Source organism: Kitasatospora sp. NPDC088391, assembly GCF_044753345.1.
Lineage (GTDB): Bacteria > Actinomycetota > Actinomycetes > Streptomycetales > Streptomycetaceae > Kitasatospora.
Genome location: NZ_JBIVNB010000008.1, coordinates 184,644 through 202,392, shown reverse-complemented (window position 1 = coordinate 202,392; position 17,749 = coordinate 184,644). Strand labels below are relative to the sequence as shown.

At 75.0% G+C, this 17,749-nt stretch carries 13 protein-coding genes; 11 read left to right on the top strand and 2 right to left on the bottom strand.

Features of this window, described 5'->3' with window-relative positions; all coding sequences use genetic code 11:
* Positions 1–131: 131 nt before the first annotated feature.
* A complete protein-coding gene (locus ACIQBJ_RS23905; RefSeq protein WP_400714100.1) occupies positions 132–1,130 on the top strand; it encodes a LysR family transcriptional regulator in 999 nt (332 codons plus the stop codon).
* A 50-nt stretch (positions 1,131–1,180) separates the two neighbouring features.
* On the opposite strand, the gene ACIQBJ_RS23900 is transcribed toward ACIQBJ_RS23905, so the two are convergent.
* Entirely contained in the window at positions 1,181–1,507 is a 327-nt protein-coding gene (locus tag ACIQBJ_RS23900) for a WhiB family transcriptional regulator (RefSeq protein WP_400714097.1), read from the bottom strand.
* Positions 1,508–2,050: 543 nt separating this feature from the next.
* Here ACIQBJ_RS23900 and ACIQBJ_RS23895 point away from each other — a divergent pair.
* The 4 genes from ACIQBJ_RS23895 (at position 2,051) to ACIQBJ_RS23880 (ending at position 6,598) form a co-directional block, all read left to right on the top strand.
* Positions 2,051–2,662: a response regulator transcription factor gene (locus tag ACIQBJ_RS23895; protein ID WP_014136228.1), complete on the top strand. Its 612-nt coding sequence runs from the start codon at positions 2,051–2,053 to the stop codon at positions 2,660–2,662.
* A gap of 195 nt (positions 2,663–2,857) precedes the next feature.
* Positions 2,858–3,580: an RNA polymerase sigma factor ShbA gene (gene shbA, locus ACIQBJ_RS23890; protein ID WP_400714094.1), complete on the top strand. Its 723-nt coding sequence runs from the start codon at positions 2,858–2,860 to the stop codon at positions 3,578–3,580.
* A gap of 236 nt (positions 3,581–3,816) precedes the next feature.
* Entirely contained in the window at positions 3,817–5,319 is a 1,503-nt protein-coding gene (guaB, locus tag ACIQBJ_RS23885) for an IMP dehydrogenase (RefSeq protein ID WP_400714091.1), read from the top strand.
* Between the two features lie 160 nt (positions 5,320–5,479).
* Positions 5,480–6,598: a GuaB3 family IMP dehydrogenase-related protein gene (locus ACIQBJ_RS23880; protein ID WP_400714089.1), complete on the top strand. Its 1,119-nt coding sequence runs from the start codon at positions 5,480–5,482 to the stop codon at positions 6,596–6,598.
* A 68-nt stretch (positions 6,599–6,666) separates the two neighbouring features.
* Here ACIQBJ_RS23880 and ACIQBJ_RS23875 read toward each other — a convergent pair whose 3' ends face one another.
* The gene (locus ACIQBJ_RS23875) at positions 6,667–7,224 is read right to left on the bottom strand and encodes a hypothetical protein (protein ID WP_400714086.1); all 558 of its coding nucleotides are present in this window, start codon (positions 7,222–7,224) and stop codon (positions 6,667–6,669) included.
* 283 nt (positions 7,225–7,507) lie between these two features.
* On the opposite strand from ACIQBJ_RS23875, the gene ACIQBJ_RS23870 reads away from it, so the two are divergent.
* The 6 genes from ACIQBJ_RS23870 (at position 7,508) to ACIQBJ_RS23845 (ending at position 17,202) form a co-directional block, all read left to right on the top strand.
* Positions 7,508–9,169, top strand: coding sequence for a protein kinase (locus ACIQBJ_RS23870; protein WP_400714083.1), 1,662 nt, complete (start codon positions 7,508–7,510; stop codon positions 9,167–9,169).
* Between the two features lie 98 nt (positions 9,170–9,267).
* The gene (locus tag ACIQBJ_RS23865; protein ID WP_400714080.1) at positions 9,268–10,353 is read left to right on the top strand and encodes a protein kinase; all 1,086 of its coding nucleotides are present in this window, start codon (positions 9,268–9,270) and stop codon (positions 10,351–10,353) included.
* Positions 10,354–10,513: 160 nt separating this feature from the next.
* Positions 10,514–12,127, top strand: a complete 1,614-nt coding sequence (locus tag ACIQBJ_RS23860; RefSeq protein WP_400714077.1) for a serine/threonine-protein kinase — start codon at positions 10,514–10,516, stop codon at positions 12,125–12,127.
* 74 nt (positions 12,128–12,201) lie between these two features.
* Positions 12,202–13,809: a succinic semialdehyde dehydrogenase gene (locus ACIQBJ_RS23855; protein WP_400714074.1), complete on the top strand. Its 1,608-nt coding sequence runs from the start codon at positions 12,202–12,204 to the stop codon at positions 13,807–13,809.
* Between the two features lie 46 nt (positions 13,810–13,855).
* Positions 13,856–15,616, top strand: coding sequence for a GMC oxidoreductase (locus ACIQBJ_RS23850; RefSeq protein WP_400714071.1), 1,761 nt, complete (start codon positions 13,856–13,858; stop codon positions 15,614–15,616).
* Between the two features lie 65 nt (positions 15,617–15,681).
* A complete protein-coding gene (locus tag ACIQBJ_RS23845; protein WP_400714068.1) occupies positions 15,682–17,202 on the top strand; it encodes a hypothetical protein in 1,521 nt (506 codons plus the stop codon).
* The last annotated feature ends 547 nt before the right edge of the window (positions 17,203–17,749 follow it).

Genomic DNA, 17,749 nt, shown 5'->3' with positions numbered 1-17,749 from the left:
GGGGCGCGAGGAACCGCGCCCGGCCGCCGCACCCGCGTGGTGCGGCGGCCGGGACCGCGGCCACCTCGCGCCCTTTCGCGTGCGCCCGCGGGCCGCCCGCCGGGAGGGCGTTGTTCCGTACAGTTGACCGCGTGATCGAAGCCCGCCACCTCCGCGTCCTGCACGCCGTCGCCCGGACCGGGTCGTTCTCCGCCGCGGCGCGCGAACTGGGGTGCACCCAGCCGGCGGTGAGCCAGCAGATGAAGGCGCTGGAGAAGGCCGTGGACACCCCGCTGGTGGTCCGCTCCGGGCGGGAGATGCAGCTGAGCGAGGCCGGGCGGGTGCTGCTCAAGCACGCCAACGGCATCCTCGCGGGGCTGTCCGCCGCCGAGGAGGAGGTCGCGGCGATCGCCGGCCTGCGGGCCGGCCGGGTCCGGCTGGTGTCCTTCCCGACGGCGAGCTCGACGCTGGTGCCGCGCTCGGTGGCGCAGCTGCGGGCGGCCCACCCCGGGGTGCGGGTCTCGCTGGTGGAGGCGGAGCCGCCGCAGGCGCTGGCGATGCTGCGCGGCGGCGAGTGCGAGGTCGCGCTGGCGTTCCGCTACCCGGACTCGCAGGGCGGCCTGAGCGTCCCCTCGCCGCACGCGACGCTGCGCGAGGCGCGGGCCGAGGCGACCCTGGAGGCGGCGGCGACGGCGGCCGCGAACGACTGGTCGGAGCTGGTGGTGCGCCCGCTGCTGGACGACCCGCTGGTCGGGCTGGTGCCGGCCGGGCACCCGCTGGCGGGCCGGGGCGAGGGCGAGCCGGTGGACCTGGCGGAGCTGGCGGGGGAGCAGTGGATCGGGGGCTGCCCGCAGTGCCGCGGCCACCTGGTCGAGCTGTGCGCGGCGGCGGGTTTCGCGCCCGCCATCGACTTCGCCACGGACGACTACCCGGCGGTGGTGGGCCTGGTCGGGGCGGGTCTCGGGGTGGCGGTGCTGCCGGGGCTGGCCCTGGAGTCGGTGCGCCACCCGGCGGTGGCGGCGGTGCCGGTGCGGGTGGCCTCGGGGGAGCCGGCCCGGCGCGAGGTGGTGGCGCTGACCCTGCCGGACCTGGCGAGCGTGCCGGCGGTGGCGCTGATGCTGGACCAGCTGGCGGCGGCCGCCGCCCGCTAGACCGCCCCGCCGGGCGGACGGGTGGGCGCCGACGGGGCGCCCGCGGTGTTTCAGCGGCGGATGGTCTGCGGCATCGCCAGCGGGACCTCGGCGAGGCGGTTGCGGGCCCGGCCGAGCAGTTCCTCGCGCTCGTCCTCCGTCATGCCGCCCCACACTCCGTAGGGCTCGCGGACGGCCAGGGCGTGCGCCGCGCACCGGGCGCGCACCGGGCAGCGCATGCAGACCTCCTTGGCGCTGGTCTCGCGGGAGGTCCGGGCGGCGCCGCGCTCGCCCTCGGGGTGGAAGAACAGCGAGCTGTCGACGCCGCGGCAGGCGGCGGAGAGCTGCCAGTCCCAGAGGTCTGCGTTCGGGCCGGGGAGGCGGGAGAAATCTGCCATGGCTCATTCCCTTCGGAGAGTCGGGACCTGGCGGCTCGGCGGCGGTTGCTGCGGCGAGACTGCGCGGGGGGCCGGTACGGACACCTGGAAATATGACTTACGTCCACTACACGGACAAGTCACCCACACACCGACACAACAGTCAATGACCCTCAGAAGCTATAAAACCGGACAAAGAGGGCAATAGGTTTGAACCCGCATGCTCCACCGATCGGGTGCCCGGCGGCGCGCGGGCCCCGGCCGGGAGGCGTGCGCGGCGCGGGCACCGCGCGCGAGCTGCACGAAAGTGCGGCAGCTGCACCGCGAGGTGGCCCTCGGGTAATGGGTCGGCCACGTACAGTGGTGGAGATGGACCTGAAGCCGTAACTCATTCGAGTGACGGTCGTTGGATGTACGGAGGCGGTTCGGCGGGCGTCGGGCACCGGGAACGATCGTGGAAGCCAGCGCGATCGGAACGGGGTCCGACCCGGCTGCCGGGTCGGAGAGGTTCGTACCAGCCAGGAGGCTCAACGTGACGCGGATCAGCTGCGGAGGACGACGGTCATGACATCCGTACTCGTCTGCGACGATTCCCCGCTCGCCCGGGAAGCGCTTCGCCGCGCGGTGGCGACCGTGCCCGGCGTGGACCGGGTGACCACTGCGACGAACGGTGAGGAGGTCCTCCGCCGCTGGGTGGCCGACCGCTCCGATCTCGTTCTGATGGACGTCCGGATGCCGGGGCTCGGCGGGGTGGAGACGGTCCGCCGGCTGCTCTCGGCCGACCCGGGCGCCCGGATCATCATGCTCACCGTGGCCGAGGACCTGGACGGCGTGGCCCTCGCGGTCGCCGCCGGGGCCCGCGGCTACCTGCACAAGGACGCCTCGCGCGCCGAGCTGCGGGCCACCGTCACCCAGGCGCTGGCGGACCCGACCTGGCGGCTCGCCCCGCGCCGGCTCCGCAGCCCCGACATGGGCGCCGCGCCGACGCTGACGGCCCGTGAGATCCAGGTGCTGGAGGGCATGAGCCACGGCCGCTCCAACGCCGAGATCGGCCGCGAGCTGTTCCTCTCCGAGGACACCGTGAAGACGCACGCCAGGCGGCTGTTCAAGAAGCTCGGCGCCTCGGACCGCGCGCACGCGGTGGCGCTGGGCTTCCGCTGGGGCCTGGTCCGCTGAGCGGCCGCGCGAACTGGGCGCGCTCGGACGTGTGACGTTGTGGTCCCGAGGCTGCACCATGGAGGAGTGGAGCACCTCGGGGACCAGCGGACAGGCAGGGGAGGCGGCACGGTGCACCCGGCGACGGATAACGTTCCGATGCACAAGTCCGGACGCGGTGCCGCGTTTTCCGGTCCGACCAGGCACCATGGATCGATGCGTGACGACGAGGAGGCCGCCGGCGCCGATCCGGCGCAGCCCACCCCCGGGGGTGCGGCTGCCGATCCGTCGTCGGCTCCCGAGGTCGGCCCGACCGGGTCGGAGGGCGTGACGGCGGCGGTTCCGCGCCCGCCCGTCCTCGGCGGCGGCACCTCGCCCGAGGTGGCGGAGCTGGTCGCGGCCGCGGTCCGCGGCGACGGTCCGGCGATCGAGGCGCTGCTCGGCTACGTCCTCCCGCTGGCGCTCCGCTACTGCCGGGGCCGACTGGTCCGGCTGCCCGGCGGGGCCCGCCACCACGTGGACGACGTGGCGCAGGAGGTCTGCGTCGCGGTGCTCTGCGCACTGCCCCGGTACCGGGACACCGGCCGCCCGTTCGAAGCCTTCGTGTACGGGATCGCCGCGCACAAGATCGCCGACCTGCAGCGCGCCGCGATGCGCGGGCCCGGGTCCACGGTGATCCCGCCGGACGACCTGCCGGAGACGCCCGACGAGTCGCTCGGTCCGGAGGAGCGGGCGCTGCTCTCCAGCGACGCGGCGTGGATCAAGGAACTGCTGTCCAACCTGCCGGCCCGGCAGCGCGAACTGGTGCTGCTGCGGGTGGCGGACGGCCTCTCGGCGGAGGAGACCGGCGAGGTGCTCGGCATGTCGCCGGGCGCGGTGCGGGTCGCCCAGCACCGGGCGCTGTCCCGACTGCGGGCGCTGGCCGAGGAGTCCGGCTAGCCGGACCCGCTCCGGCGGCGGGGAAGAGGCGCGGGGCCGCGGGCGTTGTCAAGAGGGCGCGGCGAGATGCCCCGGCACACCAGTACCATGGGGTATCGGCGCCTGGTCGGGTCGCCAAAGTTTCTCCGGTGCGCGCGGGGTCTCCCTGGAGTTTCCTCCTCTTGCGCCGGGCGTCTTGGTGGCCGACGAGCCGGGCGTCCGCGCGCTGAACGACCGCCCGCCACGGAAGGTTCCCCATGTCCTACAACGCCGCCGGCGTACCCGAGAAGTTCGCCATGCTCGGTCTCACGTACGACGACGTCCTGCTGCTGCCCGGGGCTTCCGAGGTGCTGCCGAACCAGGTCGACACCTCCTCGCGGGTCTCCCGGAACGTGCGGGTGAACATCCCCCTGCTGTCCGCCGCGATGGACAAGGTCACCGAGTCGCGGATGGCGATCGCGATGGCCCGCCAGGGCGGCGTCGGCGTCCTGCACCGCAACCTCTCGGTCGAGGACCAGGTCAACCAGGTCGACCTGGTGAAGCGCTCCGAGTCCGGCATGGTCACCGACCCGATCACGGTCGGCCCCGACGCGACCCTCGCCGACGCGGACGCGCTGTGCGCCCGGTTCCGGATCTCCGGCGTCCCGGTCGCCGGCCCGGACGGCAAGCTGCTGGGCATCGTCACCAACCGCGACATGGCGTTCGAGACCGACCGCAGCCGCCGGGTCTCCGAGATCATGACGCCGATGCCGCTGATCACCGGCCAGGTCGGCATCTCCGGCGAGGACGCGATCGCGCTGCTCCGCCGCCACAAGATCGAGAAGCTGCCGCTGGTCGACGCGGACGGGCGGATCAAGGGCCTGATCACCGTCAAGGACTTCGTGAAGGCGGAGAAGTACCCGAACGCGGCGAAGGACGCCGAGGGCCGGCTGCTGGTCGGTGCCGCCGTCGGCGCCTCCGCCGAGTCCTTCGAGCGGGCCCAGGCGCTGGTCGCCGCCGGTGTCGACTTCCTGGTCGTCGACACCTCGCACGGACACAACAGCAACGCGCTGAGCTGGATGTCCAAGATCAAGTCGGCCGTCGGCATCGACGTCATCGGCGGCAACGTCGCCACCCGCGACGGCGCCCGGGCGATGATCGACGCGGGCGTGGACGGCGTCAAGGTCGGTGTCGGCCCGGGCTCCATCTGCACCACCCGGGTGGTCGCCGGCATCGGCGTCCCGCAGGTCACCGCGATCTACGAGGCCGCGATGGCCTGCCAGGACGCGGGCGTCCCGGTCATCGGCGACGGCGGCCTGCAGTACTCCGGCGACATCGGCAAGGCGCTGGCCGCCGGCGCCGACACCGTGATGCTCGGCTCGCTGCTCGCGGGCTGCGAGGAGTCGCCCGGCGAGCTGCTGTTCATCAACGGCAAGCAGTACAAGTCGTACCGCGGCATGGGCTCGCTCGGCGCGATGCAGTCGCGCGGGCAGGCGAAGTCCTTCTCCAAGGACCGCTACTTCCAGGGCGAGGTCACCTCCGACGAGAAGCTGATCGCCGAGGGCATCGAGGGCCAGGTGCCGTACCGCGGCCCGCTGTCCGCCGTGCTGTTCCAGCTGGTCGGCGGCCTGCGCCAGACCATGGGCTACGTGGGCGCGGCCGGCATCGAGGAGATGCAGACCAAGGGCCGGTTCGTCCGGATCACCTCGGCCGGCCTCAAGGAGAGCCACCCGCACGACATCCAGATGACCGTCGAGGCGCCGAACTACACCTCGCGGTAAGGGTTTTGGCGTAACGCCGGGGTCCGCCCGAGCTGCAGGCGACTGCGGGTCGGGCGGATTCCGCCGTTCCGGCCCTCCGGCTCGCGCAGTTCCCCGCGCCCCTGGCGGTTGAGCTCCTGCGATACTGGTCGGGAGATGGAAAGCAGCAGAAGGGCTCGAAGTGACTGAGATCGAGATCGGGCGAGGCAAGCGCGGCCGCCGGGCGTACTCCTTCGACGACATCGCCGTCGTCCCCAGCCGCCGTACGCGTGACCCGAAGGAGGTCTCGATCGCCTGGCAGATCGACGCCTACCGGTTCGAACTGCCGTTCCTGGCCGCGCCGATGGACAGCGTGGTGTCGCCGGAGCAGGCCATCGCGATCGGGCAGCTGGGCGGCCTGGGCGTGCTGAACCTGGAAGGACTGTGGACGCGGTACGAGGACCCGCGCCCGCTGCTGGCGGAGATCGCCGCGATCACCGACGAGGCGGCGGCGACCCGGCGCCTGCAGGAGGTGTACGCGGAGCCGATCAAGGCCGAGCTGATCAAGGAGCGGATCAAGGAGGTCCGTGACTCCGGCGTGGTGACCGCCGCGGCGCTCTCGCCGCAGCGCACCGCCGAGTTCTCCAAGGCCGTGGTCGACGCCGGCGTCGACGTCTTCGTGATCCGCGGCACCACCGTCTCGGCGGAGCACGTCTCCGGCGCGGCCGAGCCGCTGAACCTCAAGCAGTTCATCTACGAGCTCGACGTCCCGGTGATCGTCGGCGGCTGCGCCACCTACACCGCCGCGCTGCACCTGATGCGGACCGGCGCGGCCGGCGTGCTGGTCGGCTTCGGCGGCGGCGCCGCACACACCACCCGGGGCGTGCTGGGCATCGAGGTGCCGATGGCGACCGCCGTGGCGGACGTCGCGGCGGCCCGCCGGGACTACATGGACGAGTCCGGCGGCCGCTACGTGCACGTCATCGCGGACGGCGGCGTCGGCTACAGCGGCGACATCCCGAAGGCCGTCGCCTGCGGCGCGGACGCCGTGATGATCGGCGCCGCGCTGGCCCGCGCCACCGACGCGCCCGGCCGGGGCTACCACTGGGGCATGGAGGCCGTCCACGAGGAGCTGCCGCGCGGCAAGCGCGTGCACCTCGGCACCGTCGGCACCACCGAGCAGATCCTGGCCGGCCCGTCGCACACCCCCGACGGCACCATGAACCTGTTCGGCGCGCTCCGCCGGGCGATGGCCACCACCGGCTACACCGAGCTGAAGGAGTTCCAGCGGGTCGAGGTCACGGTCAACCCCGGCCGCTGACACCCCGCCAGGAACGGACGGAGGGGCCCCCGCCACCGGCGGGGGCCCCTCCGTCCGTCGAGGGACCGTCAGGAACGGCCGAAGGTCTTGGTCAAGCTGAAGCCCACGCAGACGCCGATCGCGATGAAGAGCGCCGACTTGACGTCGAACGCGGTCTTCCAGGCGGCGAAGAGCAGGTCGGAGTGCTCGGTGAGGGCGGAGACCACCGGGACGCCGGTCTGCTCGCGGAGGATCAGGGCGAGGCCGAACATCTCGCCGAGGAAGAAGCCGAGCACGGTGAACAGCGCGCCGACCGGCCGCAGCGCCGGGCCGCCGCCGCCGAGCTTGCCGAGCGGGTAGGCGACCGCGGCGGCGATGCCGATGACCATCCAGGAGATCTCGAAATCGATGGCCTTCACGACGAAGCCGTAGAGCAGGGCGGTGGCCAGCATCGCGCCGAAGCCGGCGGCGAGGGCGAGCGGCACGTTCCTGGCCGCCGGTGCCGGGGCGCCGGCGCCCCACTGCGGGGCAGGGGTGCCGGTGCCCCACTGCGGGGCAGGGGTGCCGGTGCCCCACTGCGGAGCGGGTGCGGCGGCCGGGGCGACCGGCGGGGTCGGGGCGGCGGTGCCGGGGTCGGGCGTGGTCATGCGGGGTCCCCCATGGTGATGATGTGAAGAGCGGCGCAGAGGCTAGCAGCGGCCGGGGAGACCTGGACAGTCGGTTTGCGAATGATCCGGAATATCGGCTTCCTGTACGGTTCCCGGGCGCCGCTCCCGGCGCGAGTGCCGGGGGCGGGTGGCTCCGGTGGGGGCGGACAGGGGATGATGGGGGTTCCGGCGTGCGGCGTCGGCCCCGTGGTGGTTCGACAGGACGTCAGGTCGTGGCCGGGGGAGCCCGCCGAGGCCGCAACACCATGGGGAGAGCGCACCGATGACGCAGCCGCAGGAACCGGCCGGCCGACTGCTGGGGGACCGCTACCGGCTGGGCGAGGTGCTCGGCCGCGGCGGCATGGGCACCGTCTGGCGGGCCGAGGACGAGATGCTGGGCCGGGTCGTCGCGGTCAAGGAGCTCCGGATGACCGGGGCCGTCGACGAGGCCGAGAAGCACCGGCTGGTCGTCCGGACCCTGCGCGAGGCCAAGGCCACCGCCCGGATCCGGCACGCCGCCGCCGTCACCGTCTACGACGTGGTCGAGGAGGACGACCGGCCGTGGATCGTGATGGAGCTGGTCGACGGCCGCTCGCTGGCCGACGTGGTGCGCGAGGACGGCACGCTGACGCCCGCCCGGGCCGCCGGGATCGCGCTCGACCTGCTCGGGGTGCTCGGCGCCGCGCACGCCCAGGGCGTGCTGCACCGGGACGTGAAGCCGTCCAACGTGCTGATCGGCGAGGACGGGCGCACCGTGCTCACCGACTTCGGCATCGCCAGCGTCGAGGGCGACACCTCGATCACCTCCACCGGCATGCTGGTCGGCGCGCCCTCCTACATCGCGCCCGAGCGGGCCCGCGGGCAGCGCCCCGGCCCGCCCTCCGACCTGTGGTCGCTCGGCGGCACGCTGTACGCCATGGTCGAGGGCGTCCCGCCGTACGACCGGGGCTCGGCGCTCGCCACGCTGACCGCCGTGATGACCGAGGAACTGCCGGTCTCGGAGCAGGCCGGGCCGCTCTGGCCGGTCATCGCGGGCCTGCTGGAGAAGGACCCGGCCAAGCGGATGGACGCCGACACGGCCCGCCCGCTGCTGCGCCGGATCGCCGCCGGGCAGGCGCTGCCCGAGGCGGAGACCGTCGCGGTGGCGGCCCCGGCCGCGCCGCCCGCCGCGGTGACCGTCGAGCAGCCCGCGCCGCGCCCCGCCGACCCCGCGACGGCCGAACCGCCGCGCCGGGACGGGCCGTTCGCCGACCGGCGGCGGGCGGCGCTGGCCGCCGCCGCGGTGGTCGCGGTGCTGCTGCTGGTGATCGGGCTGGTGGTGTGGTGGCCCGGCGGGAAGAGCGCCGGGGCGGACCCGGCGGTCGGCGCGGGCACGTCGTCCGCGGCCCAGCAGCCCGCCGCGGACCCCGGCACGCCCGCCCCGAGCGGCAGCACGGAGCCCTCGCCCGGCGCGTCCGCCACCGATCAGCCGGGCGCGCTGACCACGCCCGGGCAGATACCGGCGGGCTACGCCGTGCACAAGGACGCCTCCGGCTTCAGCATCGTGCTGCCCGACTGGATGACCGACCAGGGCCCCGACTACCGGGCCACCAGCCGGCGCTTCGAGGGGCGCGGGCTGCGCCTGGTCGTCGACTGGCAGTCCCCGGCCGGGGACAGCGCGCTGAAGGACTGGCAGGAGTCCGACCGGAACGCGAAGATGACCAACTACCGCAAGGTCAGGGTCGAATCGGTGGCGTACCGGAACTGGAGCAACGCCGCCGACTGGGAGTGGACGTACACCGGGAAGACCGGCACCCTGCTGCACTCGCTGAACCGCGGCTTCGTCACCGGCAACGGCAAGTACGGCTACGCGATCTACTGGACGATGCCCGAGGAGGTGTGGTCCGCGCCGGACGGCTCGCTGGCCCGCCGGATCTCCTTCGAGAGCTTCCAGCCCGCCCCGTAGCGGGCGTTGGCGCCCCGGTGCGGCGAAAGCCCCACGGAGCGGGGTCGGGGGCGGCCGGGGAGCCGTAGGCTGACGGGACGACGGCGTGAGGAACAGGCATGCGAACGGCCCCGGGGCAGGTGGTGGCCGGGCGGTACCGGGTGACGGACCGTCCGGAGGACGAGTCCGGCGTGCCCGCGGTGGACGTCCACGGCGGCGCCCGGGTGCGGCTGTTCGCCCTGGAACTGCCCGAACTGCTGGTCCCCGGCCACCCGCCGGGCGCGCCCGCCCCCTCCTACGGGCCCCGGCTGACCGCCCGGGTCGCCCAGGTCGCGGCCGCCGCGCCCGCCCACCCGCGGCTGCTGCGCGGACTGGCGGCCGGGCCCGAGGAGGACCTGCTGTGGGTCGCCGAGGAGGCCGTCCCCGGCGTGCCGCTGGAACTGCTGGCCGGCAACGGGCCGGTCTCCCCGTACCGGGTCGCCGAGATCGGCGCCGACCTGGCCGGCGCGCTGCGGGCCCTGCACGGGGCCGGACTGACGCACGGGAACCTGACGGTCCGTACGGTGCTGGTCTGCGAGGACGGCGCGGCGCTGCTCGGCGGACTGCTGCTCGGCGCCGCCGAGGAGGAGCTGTGCGCGGCGCTCGGCGGCGAGGTGCCGCGCCGGGTGTACGAGACCCGGGCGCTGATGCTCGGCCCGCGCGCCGAGCGCTGGGCCATCGACCCGGGCGCCCCCGCCGACACCTGGGCGCTCGGCGTGCTGCTGTACCGCCTGCTGACCGGCCACGGCCCGTACCCGGAGCACGACCTGCCGACCCTGCTGGCCGCCGTCCGGGACGGCCGGCACCACCCCGCCGACGGGTGCGGGCCGCTGCGCCCGCTGGTGGAGCGGCTGCTGCGGCCGGACGCCCGGTACCGGCCGGACGCCGAGGCCGTCCAGCGGGAACTGCGCGAACTCCTGGCGTTCGCCCCCGAGCCGTACCCGGACGGGCCGCCCGACCCGCTGCTGCCGGTGCCCCGCCCCGCGGCCGGCCCGCTGGTGCCCCGGCCGCGCGGCGCCCGGCGGCGGTCCGGGCCGCCGACGGAGCGTCAGGCCCCGGCCCGGCCGCCCCGGGTGGCGCCCGCGCTGCTCGGCCCGCTGATCCTGCTGGCGGTGCTGGCGGTGCTGGTCGCGGCGGTCGCCGCGATCGTCCTGGTAGCGGGCTGAGAGCGGCCGGTCACCCTGTGCGGCGCGGTCGGGGGCGAGATTCCCGCCCGGCCCGGCGCAGCCTAGGCTTACCTCCTCATCGTCGGTGCGGAGGGCACCCGATGTGCCGTGACGCCGTCCGACCGACGGTGGGGGGAACCGAAGGGGGGGGGACGGTCGTATGGGCGGGCAGGACCAGTCGACAGGCCGTCTGCTGGCCGGGCGGTACGCGCTCGGCGAGCGCCTGGGCCGGGGCGGGATGGGGACCGTCTGGCGGGCCAGGGACGAGATGCTGGACCGGGAGGTGGCCGTCAAGGAGCTGACGGTCAGCCACCTCTCGGAGGAGGACCTGGAGATCCTCCAGTCCCGGATGAAGCGCGAGGCGCGGGCCGCCGCGCGGATCAAGCACCCGGGCGTGATCACCATCCACGACGTGCTGGAGCAGGACGGCCGGCCGTGGATCGTGATGGAGCTGGTCGACGGCCGGGCGCTGTCCGAGGTGATCAGCCAGGACGGCACCCTGACGCCCCGTGAGGCGGCCGGGGTCGGCCTGCAGCTGGTCGCGGCCCTGCACCGGGGCCACCAGCTCGGCGTCCTGCACCGGGACGTCAAGCCCGCCAACGTGCTGCTGGAGCACGGCACCGGGCGGGTCGTGCTGCTGGACTTCGGCATCGCCAAGTTCGAGGGCGCGATGGAGATCACCCGCCCCGGCGACCTGGTCGGCTCGCCCGACTACCTGGCCCCGGAGCGGGCCCAGGGCCAGCGCCCCGGCCCGGCCTCCGACCTGTGGGCGCTCGGCGCGACGCTGTACCACGCGGTCGAGGGCGAGTCGCCGTTCCGCCGCGACAACCCGCTGAGCACGCTCACCGCCGTCGTCGACGAGCCGATGCCGGAGCCGCGCCGCGCCGCCGGGCTCGGCCCGGTGCTGGCCGCACTGCTCGCCAAGGACCCCGCCGACCGGCCCGGCGCCGACGAGGCGGTCCGGCTGCTGCGCGAGATCGCCGACGGGCACACCATCGGCCTGCGCGTCCCCGCCCAGGGCGGCGAGCACCGGCTGCCCACCCAGCTGGTGCCCGTGGTCGACCGGCCCGCCGCCGAGGCCGCGCCCGCCCCGGACGCCGAACCGGCCACCGTGCCCGCGGCCGTCCCGGACGCCCCGCCGGCGCCCGCCGCCCGGCGGCGCGGCCGCGCCGTGCTGTGGGCGGTGGTGGCGGTGCTGCTGCTCGCGGGGGCGGGCGGCGGCGCCGCGTACTGGGTCGACCACCGGAACCGCCAGGAGCAGCGGCAGAACGACGACCCGCCGGCGGTGGTCGACCCGGCGCCCACCGGCCAGCTGCCGACCGACGCGCCCCCGCCCGCGGGCTGGGCCTGGCGGGACGACCCGGGCGGCTTCCGGTTCCTGCTGCCGACCGCCGGGAAGTGGGTCCGCACCGAGTCGAGCGGCCAGGTCTACTACTCGCCCGACAACCGCGACCACTACCTGCAGTTCGCGGTGACGGCCGGGCAGCCGCTGGCCCCGATGCAGCACCTGGCGGAGATGGAGACCTCGGTCAGCCGGAACCTGCGCGACTACCAGCAGGTCAGCCTGGTGCCCGCCCGGATCCACGACCGGGAGGGCGCGGTCTGGGAGTTCTCCTTCACCAAGGACGGCGTCAAGCGGCGCGCCAAGGAGGCCGAGTTCCGCAACAGCGACGGGACGTCCTACATGGTGTACGTGTCCGGGCCGGAGAGCGACTGGACCCAGAGCCTGCAGCGTTTCACCACCGTGCTGAACAACTTCACACCCACCAAGTAGCCGGACGCGACACCCGCCGGCCAAAGTGTTACCGGCGGGTACACAAGTCGGGGTTCAGGGCCTAGGCTGCCCGCATGACGGAGAGCACGAGCCAGGGCCGCCGCAATCCTGCGGCGAAGGGGGCGGCGCGCGGCGTCGCCACGGCGGTGCCGGCGGCGCTGATCGCGCGGCTGGCCAAGGGCGTCACCGCGTCCGGCGACGCGACGGCGCAGACCCTCGCGCCGCTCACCGGGGAGCCGCTCGCGCTGCTGCCGGTGTCCGGCACCGAGGACGTCGAACGGGCCTTCGCCGACGCCCGGCGGGCCCAGCCCGGCTGGGCCGCGCTGTCGGTCCGGCACCGGGCCGGCGTCCTGCTGCGCTTCCACGACCTGCTGCTCAAGCGCCAGGACGAGGTGCTCGACCTGATCCAGGCCGAGACCGGCAAGGCCCGGCTGCACGCCTTCGAGGAGGTGATGGCGGTCGCCTCGGCCGCCCGCCACTACGGCCGCAAGGCCGCCGCCTACCTGAAGGACCGCCGCCGCGGCGGCGCCGTCCCCGGCCTCACCAGCGCCGTCGAGGCCCGCCGCCCCAAGGGCGTGGTCGGCCAGATCTCGCCCTGGAACTACCCGCTGGAGCTGTCCGTCGGCGACGCGCTGCCCGCCCTGCTGGCCGGCAACGCCGTCGTCAACAAGCCCGACACCCAGACCGCGCTCACCGCGCTCTGGGCCCGCGAACTCTTCGTCGAGGCCGGACTGCCCCCGCAGGTGTGGCAGATCGTGCTCGGCGACGGCCCCGTGGTCGGCCCCGAGGTGGTCGAGCGCGCCGACTACGTCGCCTTCACCGGCTCCACCCGGACCGGCCGCGACGTCGCCCGCCGGGCCGCCGAGCGCCTGGTCGGCGCCTCGCTCGAACTCGGCGGCAAGAACGCCATGCTGGTGCTCGCCGACGCCGACCTCGACAAGGCCGCCGCCGGCGCCGTCCGGGCCTGCTTCTCCTCCGCCGGACAGCTCTGCATCTCCATCGAACGGCTCTTCGTGCACCGCTCGGTCGCCGACGCCTTCCTGGCCAAGTTCGCCGAGAAGACCTCCGCGCTCCGCCTCGGCGGCGGCCTCGCCTACGGCGCCGACATGGGCTCGCTGGTCTCCGCCCGCCAGTTGGAGACCGTCACCCGGCACGTCGAGGAGGCCGTCAAGGCCGGCGCCACCGTACTGGCCGGCGGGCAGGCCCGGCCCGACCTCGGCCCGCTGTTCTTCGAACCCACCGTCCTCGACGGCGTCACCCCCGACATGGCGGTCTGCGCCGAGGAGACCTTCGGCCCCGTCGTCTCGGTCTACCGCTTCGACACCGAGGACGAGGCCGTCACCGCCGCCAACGCCACCCCCTACGGCCTCAACTCCAGCGTCTGGACCAAGGACACCGCCCGCGGCCGCAAGGTCGCCGCCCGGCTGCGCACCGGCACCGTCAACGTCAACGAGGCCTACGCCGCCGCCTACGGCTCGGTCGCCTCCCCGATGGGCGGCATGGGCGACTCCGGCCTCGGCCGCCGGCACGGCTCCGAGGGCATCCTGCGCTACACCGAGGCGCAGACCGTCGCCGTCCAGCGGCTGCTGCCGATCGGCCCGTCGATGGGCATGGACGACGCGAAGTTCGCCGAGTTCTTCACCACCGGCCTCAAGCTCATGAAGGCCTTCCGACTGAAGTAGTGCCAGCAGCGGCGCCCGCCGTGGCGCCAGCACCCGAGGAGGGGCAGTGTCGTACGACTACGACGTCGTGGTGGTCGGTTCGGGCTTCGGCGGGTCCGTCGCCGCGCTGCGGCTGACCGAGAAGGGCTACCGGGTCGCCGTCCTGGAGGCCGGCCGGCGGTTCGACCGCGCGGAACTGCCCCGCACCTCCTGGGCGACCCGCGACTACCTGTGGGCACCCGCCCTCGGCCTGTACGGCATCCAGCGCATCCACCTGCTGCGCAACGTGCTGATCCTGGCCGGGGCGGGCGTCGGCGGCGGCTCGCTGAACTACGCCAACACGCTGTACGTCCCGCCGAAGCCCTTCTTCGAGGACCGGCAGTGGCGGCACATCACCGACTGGCAGTCCGAACTCGCCCCGTTCTACGACCAGGCGCAGCGGATGCTCGGCGTCCGGCTCAACCCCACCATGACCCCGTCCGACGTCCACCTGAAGGCCGCCGCCGAGGCGATGGGCTGCGGCGACACCTTCCACATGGCCCCGGTCGGGGTGTTCTTCGGCGACGGGCAGGACGGCACCGGCGAGGCCAAGGCCGCGCCCGGCGGCGAGGTCGACGACCCGTACTTCGGCGGCGCCGGGCCGAGCCGCCGGGCCTGCGTCGAGTGCGGCGAGTGCATGACCGGCTGCCGGCACGGCGCCAAGAACACGCTCACCGAGAACTACCTGTACCTCGCCGAACGGGCCGGCGCCGAGATCCTGCCGCTCACCACCGTGAAGCGGCTGCGCCCGCACGGCGAGGGCTACGCCGTCGACGTGCTGCCCACCGACGCCCGCACCCGGCGGGCGAAGAAGGCCGGGGCGCGCACCGTCACCGCCGAGCGGGTCGTCGTCGCGGCCGGCACCTACGGCACCCAGAGCCTGCTGCACCGGATGCGCGAGGGCGGCCAGCTGCCCCGGATCTCCGCCCGGCTCGGCCACCTCACCCGCACCAACTCCGAGGCCCTGGTGGGCGCCCAGACCTCCACCCGGCGCTACGGCGAACGCCCCGACTTCACCCGCGGCGTCGCCATCACCTCCTCCGTGCACCCCGACGAGAACACCCACATCGAGCCGGTCCGCTACGGCCGCGGCTCCAACGCGATGGGCGCGCTCTCCATCCAGCAGGTCTCCGGCGCCGGGCGCGGCCCGCGCTGGCTGCGCTACCTCGGCGCGGTCGGCCGGCACCCGTGGATCTTCGCCCAGTCGATGAACCAGCACCGCTGGTCGGAGAAGAGCATCATCGGGCTGGTCATGCAGTCCCTGGACAACTCGCTCACCGTCTCGCTGAAGAACGGGAAGCTCACCTCCCGGCAGGGCCACGGCGCGCCCAACCCCAATTACATCCCCGCTGCCGAGGAGGGGGCCCGGGCGCTCGCCGACGCCATCAACGGCTTCCCCGGCTCGACCGTCGGCGAGATCTTCGACATCCCGCTGACCGCGCACTTCCTCGGCGGCTGCCCGATCGGCGACAGCGCCGACACCGGCGTCGTCGACCCCTACCACCGGCTGTACGGGCACCCCGGGATCAGCGTCGTCGACGGCTCCGCGGTCTCCGCCAACCTCGGCGTCAACCCGTCCCTGACGATCACCGCGCAGGCCGAGCGCGCCCTGTCGATGTGGCCCAACCGCGGCGAGGCCGACCCCCGCCCCGAACCCGGCGCCGCCTACCGGCCGGTGGCTCCCGTCGCCCCGCACCGCCCGGCCGTCCCCGCCGGGGCGTTCGGCGAGCTGCGGCTGCCGCTGCTGCCCGTCCCGACGGTGCCCCGCCGCGCCCCCGAAGGCAATTGACATCCCTTCATCCACGGTGGGATAAACGGGCCCTCGAAGCACGAACCATCCCGGGGGGACCGAGCATGCCCATCTGCACGTCCTGCGGAGCCGCCGCCGCGGGCGCCGCGGAGACCTGCGCCAACTGCGGCGGGCGGCTCGCCCCCGCCGCGATCGGCGACGTGGTCGAGGACACCGGCGGCGCCCCGGCCGGCCCGTCCCCGTGGGGCGCCGGCCGGGTGCACCACGCCCGCGAACTCCCCGCGCTCTCCCGCGGCTGGCTCACCGCCGGCCGGGTGCTGCTCGCGCCGACCCTGCTGCTGGTCGTCGCCGCGGTGCTGTGCGGCTCGGGCGGCGACCCGGAGGACACCCCCGCGCCGCCGACCGCGAGCCGGCTCGACGGCTTCCAGGGCTGGCTCGGCTACGTGCTCACCGCGTTCGGCACGCCGCTGCGGATGTCGACGGGCGCCGCCACCCCCGCCTCCAAGGGCGCGAAGGTGATCGGCAGCACCACCGTCGAGCACCTCGTCCCGTACGCGATCACGCTGGCCTGGCTGCTGGCCCTCGGCCTCGGCCTGTACGCCGTCGCCCGCGGCCGCCGCCGCACCGGCGCGGCCGAGCCGACCGCCCGCGCCGCCGCGCTCCAGGCGCTCCGCACCGGCGCGCTGTCCGCCGCGGCGGCGCTGCTGCTCGGCCTGCTCGGCAGCACCCACGTCTCGGTCGCGGCCACCGGCGACGACCTGGCCATGACCACCGACACCGGCCCGGACCTGCTGCCGCTCGGCCTGTCCGCCGGCCTCGCCGCCGCCGCCCTGGTGCTCGCCGTGGACGGCGCGGCCGCGCTGCGCGCCGAGGGCGCCCGCCGCCCCTGGCTGGGCGGCCTGCTGCTGGCCTGGCAGCACGCGGCCCGGGTGGTCGGCGCGCTGCTGGTGCTGCTCACCGCCGTCTCCGCCGTGCTGCGGCTGGTCTCTCACGGGCTGGACGTCCAGGCGGCGTACGCGTCGCTCACCGTCAACGGCGGCCTCTACCTGCTCGGGGTCGGCAGCGGCGCGCGGCCCCTGGTGACGGGCCGGCCCGGCCCCGCCCTCCACGACCTGGGCGACGCGGGCGCCCAGTGGTGGCTGGCCGCGCTGCTGCCGCTGCTGGCGGCGCTGGCGCTCGGCTGGTCCGCGCACCGCGGCCGGCTCACCCAGCTCGACCGGCTCCGGCTGGCCGGCGTGTACGCGGTGCTCACCGCCGGGCTGGTGCTCGGCACCTCGGCCTGGATCACCCTGGACTCCGCGTTCAAGAAGGCCGGCCGGTCCGGCCGGTTCGACCTGCTGGGCTGGGAGCTGCCCTCGGTGCTGATCGCGGCCGCCGGCTGGGCGCTGTTCGGCGCGCTCGCCGTGCCCGCCGTGCTCGACGCGGTGCGCCGCAGCCCGGCGCCGTGGGCCCCGCCGCGGGCGGCCCCCGCGCCCAGCCCCGCGCCGGTCGACCTGCCCGCGCAGGACGGCGGCGAGCGGCACGGCCTGGTCGAGCTGGTGGTGGAGGAGTCGCCCCGGCCGCTCGCCGTCTCCGGCGCGGACGGCGACCCGCACGCCGCCTACCGGCGGCCCGCGGCGGACTGACCGGCTCGGCAGGCACCGGGCCCGGACAGGGCAAAGGGCCCCGCGGGGGAACGGGGCCCTTTGTCGTTCCAGCACCCGGCGTCAGGGCCGCGCCGGTGCTGGGGTGACGGCGCCGGGGGAGGAGCGCCGTCGCGGAGAGATGGTCTCGGGAACACGCCGACGGCGGCCGGATGGGCCTCACGGAGCGTGAGAAGGGAACCGTCGCGCGGACGGTCGTCCCCCGGGCGGGAGGGATGCGGTGAGCCCCCCGTCATCCAGCATCGTCCTGGACGAGGGCTGTGCTGTGCAACCGATTCGACGCAATTTCGGGGAGGCCGGAAGCGGACCCGGCGCGCGGGGGCGCCGAACCCGATCGTCCGGAACGGCTACTCTCAGTGATAACGGCATGCGGGGCGTACCGGGGCGTACGCCGGAGCGGGCGGCTGACTGAGGTGTGGCGGCCGGCACCGGTACCGGCCGCCACACCCCGGGTCCGCCCGGTCGCGGTACGGGTTCGCTGTCCCCTGCTGGCCCGACCGCAGCACCGGGGCGCGGTCCCACGGCGGGC

Bases quoted from the DNA above. Each gene is read 5' to 3' on its own strand.
- ACIQBJ_RS23900 (WP_400714097.1), bottom strand. From the start codon at position 1,507: ATGGCAGATTTCTCCCGCCTCCCCGGCCCGAACGCAGACCTCTGGGAC.
- ACIQBJ_RS23895 (WP_014136228.1), top strand. From the start codon at position 2,051: ATGACATCCGTACTCGTCTGCGACGATTCCCCGCTCGCCCGGGAAGCG.
- shbA (WP_400714094.1), top strand. From the start codon at position 2,858: ATGCGTGACGACGAGGAGGCCGCCGGCGCCGATCCGGCGCAGCCCACC.
- guaB (WP_400714091.1), top strand. From the start codon at position 3,817: ATGTCCTACAACGCCGCCGGCGTACCCGAGAAGTTCGCCATGCTCGGT.
- ACIQBJ_RS23875 (WP_400714086.1), bottom strand. From the start codon at position 7,224: ATGACCACGCCCGACCCCGGCACCGCCGCCCCGACCCCGCCGGTCGCC.
- ACIQBJ_RS23870 (WP_400714083.1), top strand. From the start codon at position 7,508: ATGACGCAGCCGCAGGAACCGGCCGGCCGACTGCTGGGGGACCGCTAC.
- ACIQBJ_RS23865 (WP_400714080.1), top strand. From the start codon at position 9,268: ATGCGAACGGCCCCGGGGCAGGTGGTGGCCGGGCGGTACCGGGTGACG.
- ACIQBJ_RS23860 (WP_400714077.1), top strand. From the start codon at position 10,514: ATGGGCGGGCAGGACCAGTCGACAGGCCGTCTGCTGGCCGGGCGGTAC.
- ACIQBJ_RS23855 (WP_400714074.1), top strand. From the start codon at position 12,202: ATGACGGAGAGCACGAGCCAGGGCCGCCGCAATCCTGCGGCGAAGGGG.
- ACIQBJ_RS23845 (WP_400714068.1), top strand. From the start codon at position 15,682: ATGCCCATCTGCACGTCCTGCGGAGCCGCCGCCGCGGGCGCCGCGGAG.